15 protein-coding genes are annotated in these 14,052 nt (G+C 68.7%); 10 read left to right on the top strand and 5 right to left on the bottom strand.

The window, feature by feature from the left end; translation table 11 throughout:
* The first annotated feature begins 57 nt into the window (after positions 1–57).
* The 5 genes from ACTF4R_RS06935 (at position 58) to ACTF4R_RS06915 (ending at position 5,210) form a co-directional block, all read left to right on the top strand.
* A complete protein-coding gene (locus tag ACTF4R_RS06935; RefSeq protein WP_440007145.1) occupies positions 58–747 on the top strand; it encodes a TIGR00266 family protein in 690 nt (229 codons plus the stop codon).
* Between the two features lie 81 nt (positions 748–828).
* Positions 829–1,998: a pyridoxal-phosphate-dependent aminotransferase family protein gene (locus tag ACTF4R_RS06930; RefSeq protein WP_440007144.1), complete on the top strand. Its 1,170-nt coding sequence runs from the start codon at positions 829–831 to the stop codon at positions 1,996–1,998.
* 136 nt (positions 1,999–2,134) lie between these two features.
* Positions 2,135–2,563, top strand: a complete 429-nt coding sequence (locus tag ACTF4R_RS06925) for a universal stress protein (protein WP_440007143.1) — start codon at positions 2,135–2,137, stop codon at positions 2,561–2,563.
* A 571-nt stretch (positions 2,564–3,134) separates the two neighbouring features.
* Positions 3,135–4,424, top strand: coding sequence for an NRAMP family divalent metal transporter (locus tag ACTF4R_RS06920; protein ID WP_440007142.1), 1,290 nt, complete (start codon positions 3,135–3,137; stop codon positions 4,422–4,424).
* 6 nt (positions 4,425–4,430) lie between these two features.
* On the top strand, positions 4,431–5,210 hold the full coding sequence (locus ACTF4R_RS06915) for a sulfite exporter TauE/SafE family protein (RefSeq protein ID WP_440007141.1): 780 nt from the start codon (positions 4,431–4,433) through the stop codon (positions 5,208–5,210).
* 102 nt (positions 5,211–5,312) lie between these two features.
* On the opposite strand, the gene ACTF4R_RS06910 is transcribed toward ACTF4R_RS06915, so the two are convergent.
* Positions 5,313–5,780: a cupin domain-containing protein gene (locus tag ACTF4R_RS06910; RefSeq protein WP_440007140.1), complete on the bottom strand. Its 468-nt coding sequence runs from the start codon at positions 5,778–5,780 to the stop codon at positions 5,313–5,315.
* A 316-nt stretch (positions 5,781–6,096) separates the two neighbouring features.
* Here ACTF4R_RS06910 and ACTF4R_RS06905 point away from each other — a divergent pair, with 316 nt between their 5' ends.
* Positions 6,097–6,417, top strand: a complete 321-nt coding sequence (locus ACTF4R_RS06905; RefSeq protein WP_113274796.1) for a 4Fe-4S dicluster domain-containing protein — start codon at positions 6,097–6,099, stop codon at positions 6,415–6,417.
* A 100-nt stretch (positions 6,418–6,517) separates the two neighbouring features.
* Positions 6,518–7,513, top strand: coding sequence for a hypothetical protein (locus ACTF4R_RS06900; protein ID WP_440007139.1), 996 nt, complete (start codon positions 6,518–6,520; stop codon positions 7,511–7,513).
* An 8-nt stretch (positions 7,514–7,521) separates the two neighbouring features.
* Here the strand turns inward: ACTF4R_RS06900 and ACTF4R_RS06895 are convergent, their stop codons facing one another.
* Positions 7,522–7,686: a DUF6757 family protein gene (locus ACTF4R_RS06895; RefSeq protein ID WP_433626433.1), complete on the bottom strand. Its 165-nt coding sequence runs from the start codon at positions 7,684–7,686 to the stop codon at positions 7,522–7,524.
* Positions 7,687–7,776: 90 nt separating this feature from the next.
* Positions 7,777–8,571, bottom strand: a complete 795-nt coding sequence (locus ACTF4R_RS06890) for a PHP domain-containing protein (protein ID WP_440007138.1) — start codon at positions 8,569–8,571, stop codon at positions 7,777–7,779.
* Between the two features lie 124 nt (positions 8,572–8,695).
* On the opposite strand from ACTF4R_RS06890, the gene ACTF4R_RS06885 reads away from it, so the two are divergent.
* Positions 8,696–8,980 carry a DUF5789 family protein gene (locus ACTF4R_RS06885; protein ID WP_440007137.1) on the top strand — a complete coding sequence of 95 codons (285 nt, stop codon included), beginning with the start codon at positions 8,696–8,698 and terminating at the stop codon, positions 8,978–8,980.
* A 121-nt stretch (positions 8,981–9,101) separates the two neighbouring features.
* Here the strand turns inward: ACTF4R_RS06885 and hisG are convergent, their stop codons facing one another.
* Positions 9,102–9,950, bottom strand: coding sequence for an ATP phosphoribosyltransferase (gene hisG, locus ACTF4R_RS06880; protein ID WP_440007136.1), 849 nt, complete (start codon positions 9,948–9,950; stop codon positions 9,102–9,104).
* A gap of 128 nt (positions 9,951–10,078) precedes the next feature.
* Between hisG and ACTF4R_RS06875 the strand changes: the two genes are divergently transcribed.
* Complete coding sequence (locus ACTF4R_RS06875) at positions 10,079–11,371, top strand: amidohydrolase (RefSeq protein WP_440007135.1); 1,293 nt, start codon at positions 10,079–10,081, stop codon at positions 11,369–11,371.
* Between the two features lie 191 nt (positions 11,372–11,562).
* Positions 11,563–12,216 (top strand): hypothetical protein, encoded by a 654-nt coding sequence (locus ACTF4R_RS06870; RefSeq protein WP_440007134.1) that lies wholly within the window; start codon positions 11,563–11,565, stop codon positions 12,214–12,216.
* Between the two features lie 87 nt (positions 12,217–12,303).
* Here ACTF4R_RS06870 and ACTF4R_RS06865 read toward each other — a convergent pair whose 3' ends face one another.
* On the bottom strand, positions 12,304–14,046 hold the full coding sequence (locus tag ACTF4R_RS06865) for an excinuclease ABC subunit C (RefSeq protein WP_440007133.1): 1,743 nt from the start codon (positions 14,044–14,046) through the stop codon (positions 12,304–12,306).
* Positions 14,047–14,052: the final 6 nt, after the last annotated feature.

The following is a 14,052-nucleotide window of genomic DNA, read 5'->3' as shown; positions in this document are numbered from 1 at the left end:
GAGATTCTGGCACGGTGACGGCCAACTATATCCGCGTCGATGCCGTGAGACGACGACATGGATTACGAGAGACACCACCGGCCGTCGTTCACGGAACTGGAACTCACGCTCGACGAGGGAGACGAGGTCCGGACCGAAGCGGGGTCGATGGTCAGCCACTCGGACGGCGTGACCGTCGAGACGAGGGCCGAGGGGGGGCTGCTGTCGTCGCTGAAGCGGTCGGTTCTGGGCGGGGAGTCGTTCTTCGTCAACACGTTCGAGGCCGAGCGTCCGGGAACGCTGACGCTCGCACCAGCACTGCCGGGAGACATCGTCCAGTACGAACTCCGCGACGAGTCGCTGTTCGTCCAGTCGAGTTCCTTCCTCGCCGCCGAGACGGGCGTCGACCTCGACACGAAGTTCGGCGGAAGCCGGTCGTTCTTCGGCGGCGAGGGACTGTTCCTGCTCGAACTGAGCGGGCGGGGACTGACCTTCCTCTCCAGCTACGGAGCCATCTCGGTCGTGAGCCTCGACCCCGGCGAGCGCCACGTCGTCGACACGGGCCACGTCGTCGCGTTCGAGGACACCGTCGACTTCTCCGTCGAGCGAGTCGGCGGGCTGAAGTCGACGCTGTTCAGCGGCGAAGGGCTGGTCTGCGAGTTCGAGGGACCGGGCAACATCTGGACGCAGTCCCGGAGCCCGGACGCGTTCCTGGCGTGGCTCATCCCGAACCTGCCGTCGAACGGGGCCGGGAACGGCTCGGCGTAGCCGACGGGAGCACCGCGACCGGTAGTGGCGGAAATTGCGCCACGGGCGACGTTTATCTGCCCCGCCGTGTAACCGGAGCGTATGCGAGAGGACTTCCTCCTGCTCAATCCGGGTCCGGTTCCCCTCCGGCAAGACGTCCGTCAGGTGATGAGCGAGCCGATGGTGTCGCACCGTTCGGCCGAGTTCGAGGCGGTGTACGAGCGCGCCCAGGACGCGCTCGACGCCGTCTTCGAGCGGTCGTCGCTCGACGGCACCGCCACGACCGAGGGCGGCACCAGCCTGATACTCAACGGGACGGCGACGATGGCGATGGAAGCCGCGGTCGCCAACCTCGCGGGCGAGGACGACGAGGTCGTCGCGGTCGTCAACGGGAAGTTCGGCCGGCGGTTCAAGCGCATCGCCGACCGCCACGCCGACGTGACGCCGGTCGAGTTCGACTGGGGCCAGTCCGTCGACCCCGACGCGGTCGCCGACGCCGTCTCCGACGACACCGCCGTGGTGACGATAGTTCACAACGAGACGAGCACGGGGCTGTTGAACCCCGTCCCGGAGGTGGGCGAGATCGCCGCTGAGCACGACGCCCGCTTCGTCGTCGACGGCGTCACCTCCATCGGCGGCGACGAGTTCCTCGTCGACGAGTGGAACGTCGACGTCGCGATTACGGACGCCCAGAAGTGTCTCGCCGCGCCGCCCGGCCTGAGCGCCCTCTACGCGACGCCGCAGGCCCGGGACGCCTTCGACGGCGACGACGCGCCGTTCTACGAGGACCTGGACTGGCATCTCCGGAAGGCCGACAGCCACCAGACGCCGTTCACGAGCGCAGTCCCGCTGTTCCGTGGGCTGGCGGTCGCCGTCGAGCACATCGTCGACGAGGGGATGCCGGAGCGCATCTCGCGGCACCGCCGCCAGTCGGCGGCCTTCCGCTCTGCGTTCACCGCGATGGGTCTCTCGCCGTTCCCGGAGCGCAACGACGTCTCGGAGTTCTCGAACACCCTCACCGCGATTTCGCTCCCCCAGACCGTCCGCGAGAACCCCGACGCCTTCTTCGACGCCGTCGAGGAGCGCGGCGTGAGCATCAGCGGCGGACAGGCACACCTGGGCGGCGAGATATTCCGCGTGAGCAACATGGGCAACCTCTCCGACGAGCAGATTCTCCGCGGCGTCCGGACCGTCGGCGAGGCCATGCTCGAAGCCGGCGAGAACGTCGACGTCGAGGCGGGGATGGCCAGCGCCCGCGAACGACTGCGGTAGCGTCGCGAAACGGCGGTTCTCGGCGTCGCGGGCGACCGCGGGCGTTCCCTTCCGGCGGTCGCCCGCCCGGCGAACCGACCGCCGAGGACCGCGACCGCCGACACGTCTTTGACGGTCGCGGCCGAGAGACGGTGTGATGTACGAACGCATTCTCGTGCCGCTGGACGACAGCGAGGAGTCCGACGCGGTGCTCGACCACGCGCTCGACCTCGCCGAGGCCGCCGACGCGCGCGTTCACCTGCTCTCCGTCGTCGACGAGAAGATGATGGCCCGGGACGTGACCGAGGACATCCTCTTCGACCGCCTGGAAGCGGCGGCGGAGGACACCGTCGAAGCGGGGGTGGCGACCGCCGAGGAGCGCGGCATAGACGCCGACGGCGAGGTCGTCCACGGCAAGCCCTATCGCGAGATACTGGCGGCCGCGGAGGACGCCGACCTCGTCGTGATCGGCACGCACGGCCGGCGCGGCGTGGACAAACTCCTGCTCGGTAGCGTCTCGGAGAAGGTCGTCCGGGCGAGTCCGACCCCCGTCCTTCTCGTCCCGGTGGGACGGCGCGGGGAGTAGGAGCGACGTCGGGCCCCTGCGGCGTCGGCGGTACGGTTCCGGCGTCGACGGACGTGCGCTCCCGGCCGACGCGTCGTCCTCGCTCGCGTTTTCGTTCCAGTCGAAACGGAGGGGTGCGTGAGTCGTTCACACTCCGCCTGCTTCGGGTAGCAGTTGGCCGTTCTAACGGTTCGTTTTTCGGACATTTTTCGCCAACCGCCGGCGAGTTTGGGATTCGTTGACCCACCCCTCCGTTTCGAGTGGAGACGGCGCAGACGGTTCGGCGGCGGCAGGGTTTCGCGTGGGGCGAGAGCGTCGATTCCGGGTCCGTCGCGGATACCACGAGGAGCACCCACCGCGCTCGTTCGAAGCGGTCGACGACGGCGACGCGAGGCGGACGCCCGCCGCGAACGGGAGTAGCCACAGCGCATAAGTTACGTCCGTGATTACACTCATTTACCTCGGTTATTCCGGCAGAGAGTTGCCGTTCGAGCGACGAAGCCGGGGCGTTCTCCGGTCGGAACGCGACAGCCACTGCTGCCGCTCGACGGTCGCCGCTCGTCAGTCGCTTGCACTGATTCGCCATCTCACTATGGACATATTCCAACGAGATTACGATCTCCGTTCGGTCTTCGGCGTCGATTCGACGATTACCGACTTCTTCGGCAAGTACGGCCTGGCGTTCGTGATGGTCGCCAGCTACTTCGGTTCCGGTTCGGTGTTCATCGCCAGTTCCGCGGGCGTCCGATACGGCTACGCCCTGCTGTGGGCAGTCGTCGGCGCGGTCGTGCTCGGCTACCTCGGGCAGGACATGAGCGCGCGCCTTGGCATCTTCGGCGATTCGCTCGCCGGCTTCGCCCGCGAGAAGCTCGGGCGGACCGGCGCGACCGTCCTCATGCTCGCGCTCTCGGTCGGTTGCGTCGCGTGGACGCTCGAACTCACCGCCGCTGTCGGCAAGGGTATCGTCGTCCTCCTCGGCCTCCAGAGCGTCGGCTGGCAGCCGTTCGCCTACCTCACGGGCCTGGCGGCCATGGTCGTCGGCATCCTGGGGTACGACTGGGTCGAGCGCATCATGACGCTGATGATGTTCGGGCTGCTGGTCGCCTACGTCGTCGTCGCGGGCGCGAGCGGCCCCGATCTCGTCGCCGTCGCGCGAGGGTTCGTCCCCGTCGCCGGCGACGTCGGCGGGATGGCGCTCGCGGTGAGCATCCTCGGGACGACCGCCCTCTGGCCCAACTTCTTCCTCGAATCGGAACTCGTCGAGGAGAAGGGATGGACGGACGTCTCGGCCGTGTCGACGATGCGCCGCGACCTCGGCATCGGCTACGCGGTCGGCGGTCTCACCACCATCGCCATCGTCGTTACCGCGGCCGCCGTCCTGCGCCCCGCGGGCTACACGCAACTGCGGACGTTCCTCACGCCCGGGCGGGCGCTGGCGAACGTGCTCGGCGAGTGGGCGATGGCCGTCTTCCTCGTCGGAACGCTCACAGCCGCGTTCAACAGCATCATCCCCATCATGTGGGCCCCGGGCTACATGCTCCGCGAGGCGCTGGGAGAGCGGTACGCCGACAGCCGCCGGGCGTTCGTCGTCATCTACGTCGTCGGCGTCGCGCTCGGAAGCCTCTCCCCGCTGGTCCACCAGTACCTCGGCCTGAGCGTCATCGACATGATCCTGCTCTTCCCGGCGTACAACGGCGTCGTCGGACTCCCGATCACCATCCTGCTGCTGTTCTGGGCGGTCAACGACGACGACGTGATGGGCGGGCACACGAACGGCTGGAAGCTCAACGCCCTCAACAGCGCGCTCATCCTGCTGGCAGTCTACTCGGCCGTCACCGCCGGGCGGACGGTCATCGACGCCATCCTGAGCGGGGGACTGTAGCACGACATGGTCGCCGGACTCGCCACGCCGACGCTCGTCGCGCTGGTCGCCGTCTCGCTGTTCGCCGGCGTCGGCATCACGGCCGTCGGTCCCGGCGGCGTCTTCGTCACCGCAGCGCTGTACGCGCTGACGGCCGCCTCGCCGGGAACCGTCGCCGGCACGGCCAGCGCGACGTTCGTCGCCACGGGACTGCTCGGGAGCGCGGCCTACCTGCGGTCGGGCGAACTCGCCGCCGGCCCCGAGCGCGTCGCCGCGCTCCTGCTCAGCGTCGCCGGCCTCGTCGGCGCGCTGGTCGGCGTTCGCCTCAACGCGCTGGTGTCGGAGCGACTGTTCGGACTGCTCCTCGGTGCCTTCCTCGCGCTCACCGGCGTGCTCGTCTGGTACCGCACCCGCACCGATGGGGGGACGGCGAACGGGTTCGACCTCGCCGGCGTCCGCGGACGTACGGTCGTGACCGCCATCGGGTTCGCGGTCGGCGTCCCGAGCGGACTGCTCGGCGTCGGCGGCCCGGTCGTCGCGGTCCCGCTGCTGGTCGCCGCGGGCGTTCCGATGCTCGTCGCCGTGGCGGTCGCGCAGGTCCAGTCGGTGTTCGTCGCCGGGTTCGCGACCGCGGGCTATCTCGTCCGCGGGACGGTCTCGTTCCCCCTGGCCGTCGCCATCGGGGTTCCCCAGCTCGTCGGCGTCGTCGCGGGCTGGCGACTCGCGCAGGCCAGCGACCCCCGTCGGCTCAAGCGGGCGCTGGCGGTCGTCCTCGTCGCGCTCGGCCCGTACCTCGCGCTGACGTAGCGGGACGGTGGTGACCCGCGGGAACCGCCGAGCGGTCCCCGTCCCGCGCACGGTCCGGGCACGGCGTCGCCCCCAGTGGAACGCTTCGGGACCCGGCGACGGTCAGTCGAAGCGTCCCGTCACCGACCCGCAGTCGAGACAGCGAGTCAGGAGCGCATCGCGGTCGTCCGTCGCCTCTATCTCGTTCGGCGTGCGCTCGCCGCACTCCCCGCAGCGTCGGCGCAGTTCGGTCAGTTCGGAGTCGCGCGGCGCGCCGAGCGCCAGCGCGACGACGCGCTCGTCGGTCTCGTTCACGCCGCGCTGGAACTCGCCGGCGCCGAACCGCACGGCCTCGCCGCCGGCCACCGCCACGTCGCCCGCCTCCGTCTCGAACGTGACCGTGCCGGACTGGACGTAGAACACCTCCTCCTGGTCCTCGTGGGCGTGGTAGCCGAAGGCGAAGCTGTCGCCCGGCGCGAGTTCGTAGTAGTTGACCGCGACGTCTTCCGCGCCGAGCGCGTCGGTCAGCGGTCGCTTCACGTCCGCTGGCCCCACGTACGACGACACGTCGTCGATGCGAACCTTCTCCATGCTCCGTGATACCGAGCGCGGCGCGAAAAAACCACCCGTCGACCGTGTCGTCGTCGCCCGGGCGACCCGTCTCGCCGACCGGACGGCGGTGCCGTCCCGGTCGCGGCCGGGCCCGTCGACCGGCCGGCAACGTCGGCGCGACCCGGGACGATAGTCCTATTTAAATCCTTCATCGGGGCGAGAGCGAGAATCCGCGAGCGCGCTCCTCTCGCCCCCGTTTTTAGCCTTGCCTAAACCTCACCCGGGGGCGATGCATTTAAGTTTGGTCGGGAGGTTTAAGTATCGCTTCCACCTTGGTACGCACAGGTGGTCAACGATGGCTATAGATCCGCAGTTCACCGAAAATCGCGAGAAGGTAGACGAACACGAGGGACACGACGTCTGGGGTCCGGTCGACGAGCCCGAGGAGCTGGGCATCCACGGCACCCACGTCGCCGTCGACTTCGACCTCTGTATCGCCGACGGTGCGTGTCTGGAGGACTGTCCCGTCGACGTGTTCGAGTGGGTGGACACCCCCGACCATCCCGAGAGCGAGAAGAAGGCCGACCCGGCCAACGAGGCCCAGTGTATCGACTGCATGCTCTGCGTCGACGTCTGTCCGGTGGACGCCATCGACGTGGACGCCGGCCGCGTCTGATTCGCTCTACTTTTCGCTTCGCCGGTCGCCGCAACCCGATTGGTCAAACGACCGTTTGAGTCTACTGAAAGCCTTTATCTCGCCGGAAAGAGCTATCGGTATGCGACGCCGTAAACTCCTCGCACTCCTCGGGTCGGGCGCGCTCGCCGGCTGTCTCGGCGACCGCTCGCCCGGGAGTCCCGGCGGAACGACCGCTTCCCCCACCGGGACGGACCGGACGACGACCGACAGAACCTCGACCGGCGACGGAACCGAGACGACCGGGAGGTCGTCCGAGGGCGAACCGCTCGCCGTCCGCGACTCGCGGTTCGAGGGCGAACCCTGCCCCGGATTCTTCGACGACACCGTCTGCTACCACTCGCTCGAATCCGGCGTTCACGAGACTGCGTACGTCGTCCCCGAACGCGAGGTACTGGAGCGACCGTCCGACTCGACGCGGTTCACGCTGTACAACGGGAGCGACGAGTCGGTGGGGATGAACCCCTTCGCGTGGACCGTCGCGAAGCGTCTCGACGACGGATGGGCGCACGTCGCACCCCACGCCGTGCCGCAGCCGTACACCAAGATTCGACCGGGCCAGCGGTTCACGTGGTGGTTCGGCATCGGGGACGCGAACGCCGAGGAGGAGGAGATGGGGAGCACCGCCAGAATCCAGCATCTCGGCCCGGGCGTCTACGCGTTCGCGCACGCCGGCACGCTCGTCCTGTTCGAGGTGACCGGCGACCCCCTCGCGCTGGAACCGACCGACGTCGCCGCCACGAAGCGCGACGGCGACGTGCTGACGGTGACGACGGGTCGCGCGAAGGAGACCGACGACCCGGAGACGCTCGTCGTAGAGCGGACGACGAACCCCGCCCGTCCGGCGACGCTCGTCACCGAGCAGGTCGTCCAGTCGTACGCGCTCCGGAACGGACTGCCCTACCTCCTCTCCGAGGACGTGACCGAAGTGCGGGTCGAAACGAGCAGCAGCACGTACGCACAGACGGTGCTCGCCAGCGCGTACCTCGACCCGACGAGGGACGCCGACGCCCCGCCGCAGTCCGGGCGCGTCTACGTCTACGAGGGCGTCGCGTTCAGTGTGACCGAGAAACGGTAGGGTTCAGATTATTCGAGGCGGTCGACGTCGAACTGCTCGCGGAGGGACTCCATCGCCTCCGTCTCCGCTAGCTCTTCGAACTGCTCGCGGAAGTGCTCGTCACAGAGTCCGACCCGGATACCGTCGCTCTCCGGGGCGAACGTCGCGTCCCTGTCGCAGTAGTGACACTGCATGGGAACACGTAGGTGCTCGACCCACCTTAACGCTACGCCCTCGTCGTCCGCCGGAGGGTCATCCGTCCCGTTCGTCGGGACGCCGGGTCCTCACCCGTTCACCGACACCGCGGACCGGAAGTGGCGGTACTCGGCCTTCGACAGGCCGGCCTTCCCCAGGTCGTCGTCGTGGGCGTCGCTACCGCCGGTCGGAACGAGGTCGTGTTCCGCGATCGCCCGTTCGACCGGCCGGGCGTCGACCTCGCGACCGTAGGGGTAGTAGCGCTCGACGGCGTCGAGTTCGCTCGTCAGTTCCAGCGCCGCGCCCGGGTCGTCGTAGCGAAGCGGGTGTGCGAGGCCGACCAGCCCGCTGGCGTCCGAGAGCAGCTCGACGCCGCGCTCGAACGCCGTCACGTCGCGGGCGACGTAGCAGGGGCCGTCGTCGCCGATGAGGTGTTCGAACGCGCCCTCGTAGTCGTGGTCGGTGTCCGGATGGGCGTCGACGGCCCGGGCGACGTGAGGCCGACCGATGCCCTCGCGCGCTTCGAGGTCGAGGTCGACGCCGAGGCGGTCCTCGACGCACTCGATGATGGCCCGGCCGCGTTCGACCCGGTCTTCCTGGAGGCGTTCCAGTTCCGCGGCGAGGTCCGGCGTGGGGTAGACGCCGTACGCGAGCAGGTCGACGTGCTCGCCGTGCGGGGCTTCCACCTTGAGTTCGATACCGTGGACGACCGTCACGCCGTCGAGGACGGTGACGGGCGTCTGGAGGTCGGGGTGGAGCCTGTCGTGGTCCGTGACGGCGACGACCGACACGTCGGCCTCGCGGGCGGCCGCCGGCACCGCGTCGAGGTCCATCGCCCCGTCGGAGTTGGTCGTGTGAACGTGGAGGTCCGCGAAGACGCTCATGCGCTATCTCGTTCGCGTCGCGGCAAGGCGTTTGCGGTGTGCATTAAACACGGTCTAGGGCATTATATTCGACCGTATTCCTAGGCGACAAAGTTTATAATTATCTTTAGCCCTGTTTGTGGTGATGACGCTACAGCAAGCGACCCGGTTGCTCGACGACCACCAGTATCCGACCGACACCGAACGACTCGTCGCCGACCACGGCGACCACGAACTCGACCTCCCCAACGGCTCCGAGACGCTCGGGGCCGTGTTCGAGCGCGTCGGCCAGGAGACGTACGACTCACCGCGCGAGGCTCGCGAGGCGATGTACTGCGCGCTCTCGAGCAAGGCTGTCGGTCGCCGCCACTACAGCGACCGCGACCCCACGACGCTCGGCACCGCCGGTCCCGGCCAGGTCTCGTTCTGAGTCGGGCGGGTCAGGTGGCCTCCACGACTTCTCTCTGTGCGCGCCCGTGACGCCGGACCACCGCGTCCCGGTCGCGTGCTCGTCGGCGAAGGGCGAAGCCGACGAAAGAAGAGCAGGTGGCTCAGTCGACGAGTCGCTCGATCTCCGTGACGAGGATGCCGCTCGCGCCGAGTTCCTTGACCTCGTTGATGGTCTCGAACACGTCGCGCTCGTCGACGACGGTGTGGACGGCGACCTTGTCGCCGCCGGCGATGTCCATCACCGTCGGGCCGCCGAGACCGGGCATCACGTCGCGTATCTCGTCGAGACGGTCCTCCGGGGCGTTCATCATCAGGTAGCGCTTGCCGTCGGCGGACAGCACCGACCGGAGCGCCATCACGACCTGTTCGACCTTCGGGTCGTCGAGGACGTCGTCGCGACCGAAGAGGTAGACCGAACTCTCCAGCACCTCGTCGACGATGGCGAGGCGGTTCACCTGCAGCGTCGTCCCCGTACTCGTGATGTCGATGATGGCGTCGGCCATGTCGACGTGGGGCGTTAGCTCCGTCGCACCGCTCACTTCGACGATGTCCGGGTCGACGCCGGTGTCGGCGAAGTACCGTTCGGCGATGTGGGGGAACTCCGTGGCGACGGTCTTGCCCGCGAGGTCGCCGACGTCGGTGATGTCGCCGTCCTCCGGCGCGGCGAGGACGAGACGACATTGACCGAACTCCAGGTCCAGCAGGTCGGAGACGTTGTCGGGGTCGGCTTCACGCACCTGGTCGAGACCGGTGATGCCGACGTCCGCCGCGCCGTCGCTGACGTACTCGGGGATGTCGGACGCGCGAGCGAACAGCAGCGTCACCTCCGGGTCGACCGTGTTCGCGTAGAGCTTGCGGTCAGCACCGTCGACGACGTGCAGTCCGGCGTGTTCCAGCAGTTCCATCGACGGGTCGTGCAGCCTGCCCTTGTTGGGGACAGCAATACGCATCGACTGGTTCTCGACGCGCCAGACGGATTATTCTTCCTTTCCCGGCGACGACTGTCACGCCGAGGCACGCCCCGCCGTGTCGGGGGAGACTCGGTGGATTAACACCGACGCCGTCACAACCCGTACTCATGACCACGCTCCGAATCGCCGGCGGGAAGGTACTGCTTCCGGACGCGACCGTCGAACGCGGCGACGTGCTGGTCGACCGGGACGACGGCGACGTCCTCGCGGTCGGCGACACGCCGGAGGGCGACGAGCGGCTGGACGCCAAGGACTGTCTGGTGATGCCCGGCCTCGTGAACGCCCACACGCACGCCGCGATGACGCTGCTCCGGGGGTACGCCGACGACAAGCCGCTCGACGCGTGGCTCCGGGAGGACATCTGGCCGGTCGAGGGCGCGTTGACCGCCGAGGACGTCCGCGCCGGGACGGAACTCGCGCTCGCGGAGATGATTCGCTCCGGCACGACCGGGTTCGCGGACATGTACTTCCACGAACCCGAGGTGGTGGCGGCGGTCGAGGCGGCCGGCCTGCGGGCGCGACTCGGCCACGGCGTCGTCACGGTCGGCAAGGACGACGCCGCGGCCCGCGAGGACTTCGAGACTAGCCTCGACTTCGCTCGCGAGTACGACGGGGCCGCCGACGGTCGCGTCTCGACGTTCGTCGCACCCCACAGCCTCACCACCGTCGGCGACGAGTACCTCCGGGAGTACGTCCCGAAGGCGCGCGAGGCCGGCGTTCCGCTCCACTACCACGCGAACGAGACCGAAGACGAGGTCGCGCCCATCGTCGAGGCGGAAGACGAGCGCCCGCTCGAACGCGCTCGCGACCTCGGCATGACGGCGGCGAACGACTTCGTCGCCCACGGCGTCCACGTCGACGAAACCGAAATCGAGTTGCTCGCCGACAGCGACACGAGCGTCGTCCACTGTCCGGCGTCGAACATGAAACTCGCCAGCGGGATGGCCCCCGTGGAGGCGATGCTCGATGCGGGCGTCTCCGTCGGCCTGGGAACGGACGGCGCGGCCTCGAACAACGACCTCGACATGTTCGACGAGATGCGCGACGCCGCGATGCTCGGGAAGCTGGCGGCCGACGACGCCAGCGCGGTCGACGCGGCGTCCGTCGTCGAGATGGCGACCGCGGGCAGCGCCGCCGCGCTCGGCTTCGACGGCGGCCGCATCGAACCGGGCGCGAACGCCGACCTCGCGGTCGTCGACCTCTCGGCGGCCCACCTCACCCCCCACCACGACCTCGTGAGCCACCTCGCGTACGCCGCGCGCGGCAGCGACGTGAGACATACGATATGTGATGGTACCATCCTCATGCGCGATAGAGAGATACTCACTCTCGACGAGGGTTCTGTTCGGAAGCGAGCCGAAGAGCGTGCAGAAGCCGCCGTAGAGCGAGCTACCGAGTGAACTCTCCCTCACCCTACGTCAAATTATACTTACGCTAGACAGTATCCGTAACTCGTCCTACATGAGTTCGAAATTGAACGATGAGAAGCGGCTTTAAACGTTCTCGGGGCTTCTGTTCCGTTCGTGTACGAAGCGAACGATTCCAAACGGCGACACGGCTTTATCTTTCCCCGGTCTGTCGGGTAGCGTGCATGACGACGAAACGAAATGTAATCGCAGTGTCGCTCGCAGCAGTCCTCCTCGTCTCGGTCGCTGCGCCCGCGCTCGCGGGCACGAGCGGCTCCGAGGGACTGTCGGTCGGGGTCGAACAGTCAGATGACGTGACTCTCACCGTCACGGAGAACGGGACCGCCGTCGAGAACGCCTCGGTCACGGTCACGGCGCTGAACAACTCCTCGTACGCGGGCGAAGGGACGGCGACGACCGACGCCAACGGGACCGTGAGCCTCCCCGCGCCCGCCGAGAACGTGACCGTCGAGGTCGTCGCCGAGCACGGCAACCTGAGCGCGACGACGACGGCCACGCTGACCGTGAGCGAGAGCGACGAGGAAGAAGACGGGCCGTTCGGTCAGCGCGTCTCGGCGTACGTCGACGACGTCCTCAACGACAGCAGCGTCGACCACCCGGGTCAGGCCATCTCGGAGTGGGTGACCGAGAACAACCCCGGCGCGGACAAGAAGAGCGACCACGCGAAGGAAGGCGGTGACCGCGGTCCGCCCGAGCACGCGAAGCAAGGCGGCGACGAGAAGGACGATAAGGACGGAAAGGACGATAAAGACGAGAAGGACGACAAGGACGAGAAAGACGGGAAGGACCGCGGCAAGAAGAAGGGCCACGGCAAGTAGCGACCGTTCGCGGTACTGGCGGTTGAACTTCTTTCGGCCATCGCTCCCGGGTAGCGTCGGCGACGGTCCGCGACGCGACCGACGTCGTCAGAGTCGCCGGAGCGCCTCGGCCGTCTTCTCGCCGACGCCGGAGATTTCGCGTAACTCGTCGTCCGACGCCGTCCGGACGCCGTCGACGCTGCCGAACCGCCGGAGCAGCTTCCGACGGGTCTCGGGGCCGACGCCGGAGACGCGGTCCAGTTCGGTGGACACCTCGTCGCGCAGCGTCTGGTGGTACTGGACCGCGAAGCGGTGGGCCTCGTCCCGGACCCGCTGGAGCACGTGGAGGTGCGGCGCGTCGCTCGGCCAGTTGCGGGTTCCGTGGGGGGTGACGACCCGCTCTTCGGCCTTCGCGAGCGCGACGGCGGGAACGTCCCACCCCACCTCGCGCAGCGCCTCGCGCGCGGCGTCGAGTTGCCCTTCGCCGCCGTCGACGAGCAGCAGGTCGGGGTCGGGGCGGTCGTCGCGGCCCTCGACCGCCCGCTTCGCGCGCCAGCGAACGAGCGACCGCATGTTCCCGTAGTCGTCGTTGCGCTCGTCGAGTTTCTTCCGGCGGTAGTCGGACTTCTCCGGCGAGCCGTCGACGAAGACCACGTCGCTCCCGACGACCGCCGACCCCTGGGCGTGGCTCACGTCGACGCCCTCGATGCGCTCGACGGAATCGAGGTCGAGGGCGTCGGCGAGCGCCCGGAGTTCGTCGGGGTCGCTCGCCCCCCGCCGGGCGTTCTTCAGCGCGAGGTCGACCAGCGTCGCCTCCCGGCCCGCGCCCGGAACGCGAACCGCGACGCCCTCGCGTTCGAGCCAGTCGGTCACGTCCTCGTCGTCGGGACGTTCGGAGAACAACAGCGCGTCCGGCAGTTCGCGCTCGGCGTAGAACTGCGTGACGAAGGCTCCGAGCACCGCCGCGACGTCGCCCTCCTCGTTCCCGCCCTCGGGCACGGAGAGCGCGTGGCGGTCCCGGTCGACGAGCTGGCCGCCCTCGCTGTGCATGCGGGCGACGGTCGCCGTCTCGCCCTCGACGACCGCCGCGAGCACGTCGACGCGACGTTCGTCGCCCTGGGACGCGATGGCGTCGGCGTCGCCGCCGTGGAACCGCTCGACGGCGTCGAGCTTGTCCCGGAGGTTCGCCGCGCGCTCGAACTCCTGCTCCTGGGCGGCCCGCTCCATCTCTCGGCGGAGGGGGTCCGCCAGCACGTCCGCCTCGCCGCCGAGGAAGCGCTCGACGCTCTCGGCGTCCGCGAGGTACGACTCGCGGCCGATTTCGCCCGTGCAGGGGGCGGTACAGAGGCCCATCTCGTAGTCGAGACAGGGACGGTCGCGGTTGCTGAACTTGTAGTCCGAACACCCGCGGACGCCGTACGTCTCCCGGAGCGCCTTCACCACCGTCTCGACGGTCGATTTGTTCGTGAACGGGCCGAAGACGGTCGCCCCGTCCCGGTCGGGGTCGCGGGTCACCTCGATGCGCGGGAACTCGTGGCCGGTCAGCTGGACGAGCGGGTAGGACTTGTCGTCTTTCAGCCGAACGTTGTACCGGGGCTGGTAACGCTTGATGAGGTTCGCCTCGAGCAACAGCGCCTGCGTCTCGGTGTCCGTGACAGCGAAGTCGACGCCGTCGGCGCGGTCGACCATCCGCGCGATGCGGTCGCTCCGCGGGTCCGCGTACGAACGAACGCGCGAGCGGAGGTCGACCGCCTTGCCGACGTACAGAACGGTCTCTCCCTGGAGGAACTGGTACACTCCCGGTTCGCGCGGCAACTCTCCTGCGCGCTCCCTGACCGTCACCCCGTCCATCGGCGC

Source organism: Halomicrococcus pelagicus, assembly GCF_051917725.1.
Taxonomy (GTDB): Archaea; Halobacteriota; Halobacteria; order Halobacteriales; family Haladaptataceae; genus Halomicrococcus.
This window is presented reverse-complemented; position numbering and strand designations above follow the sequence as displayed.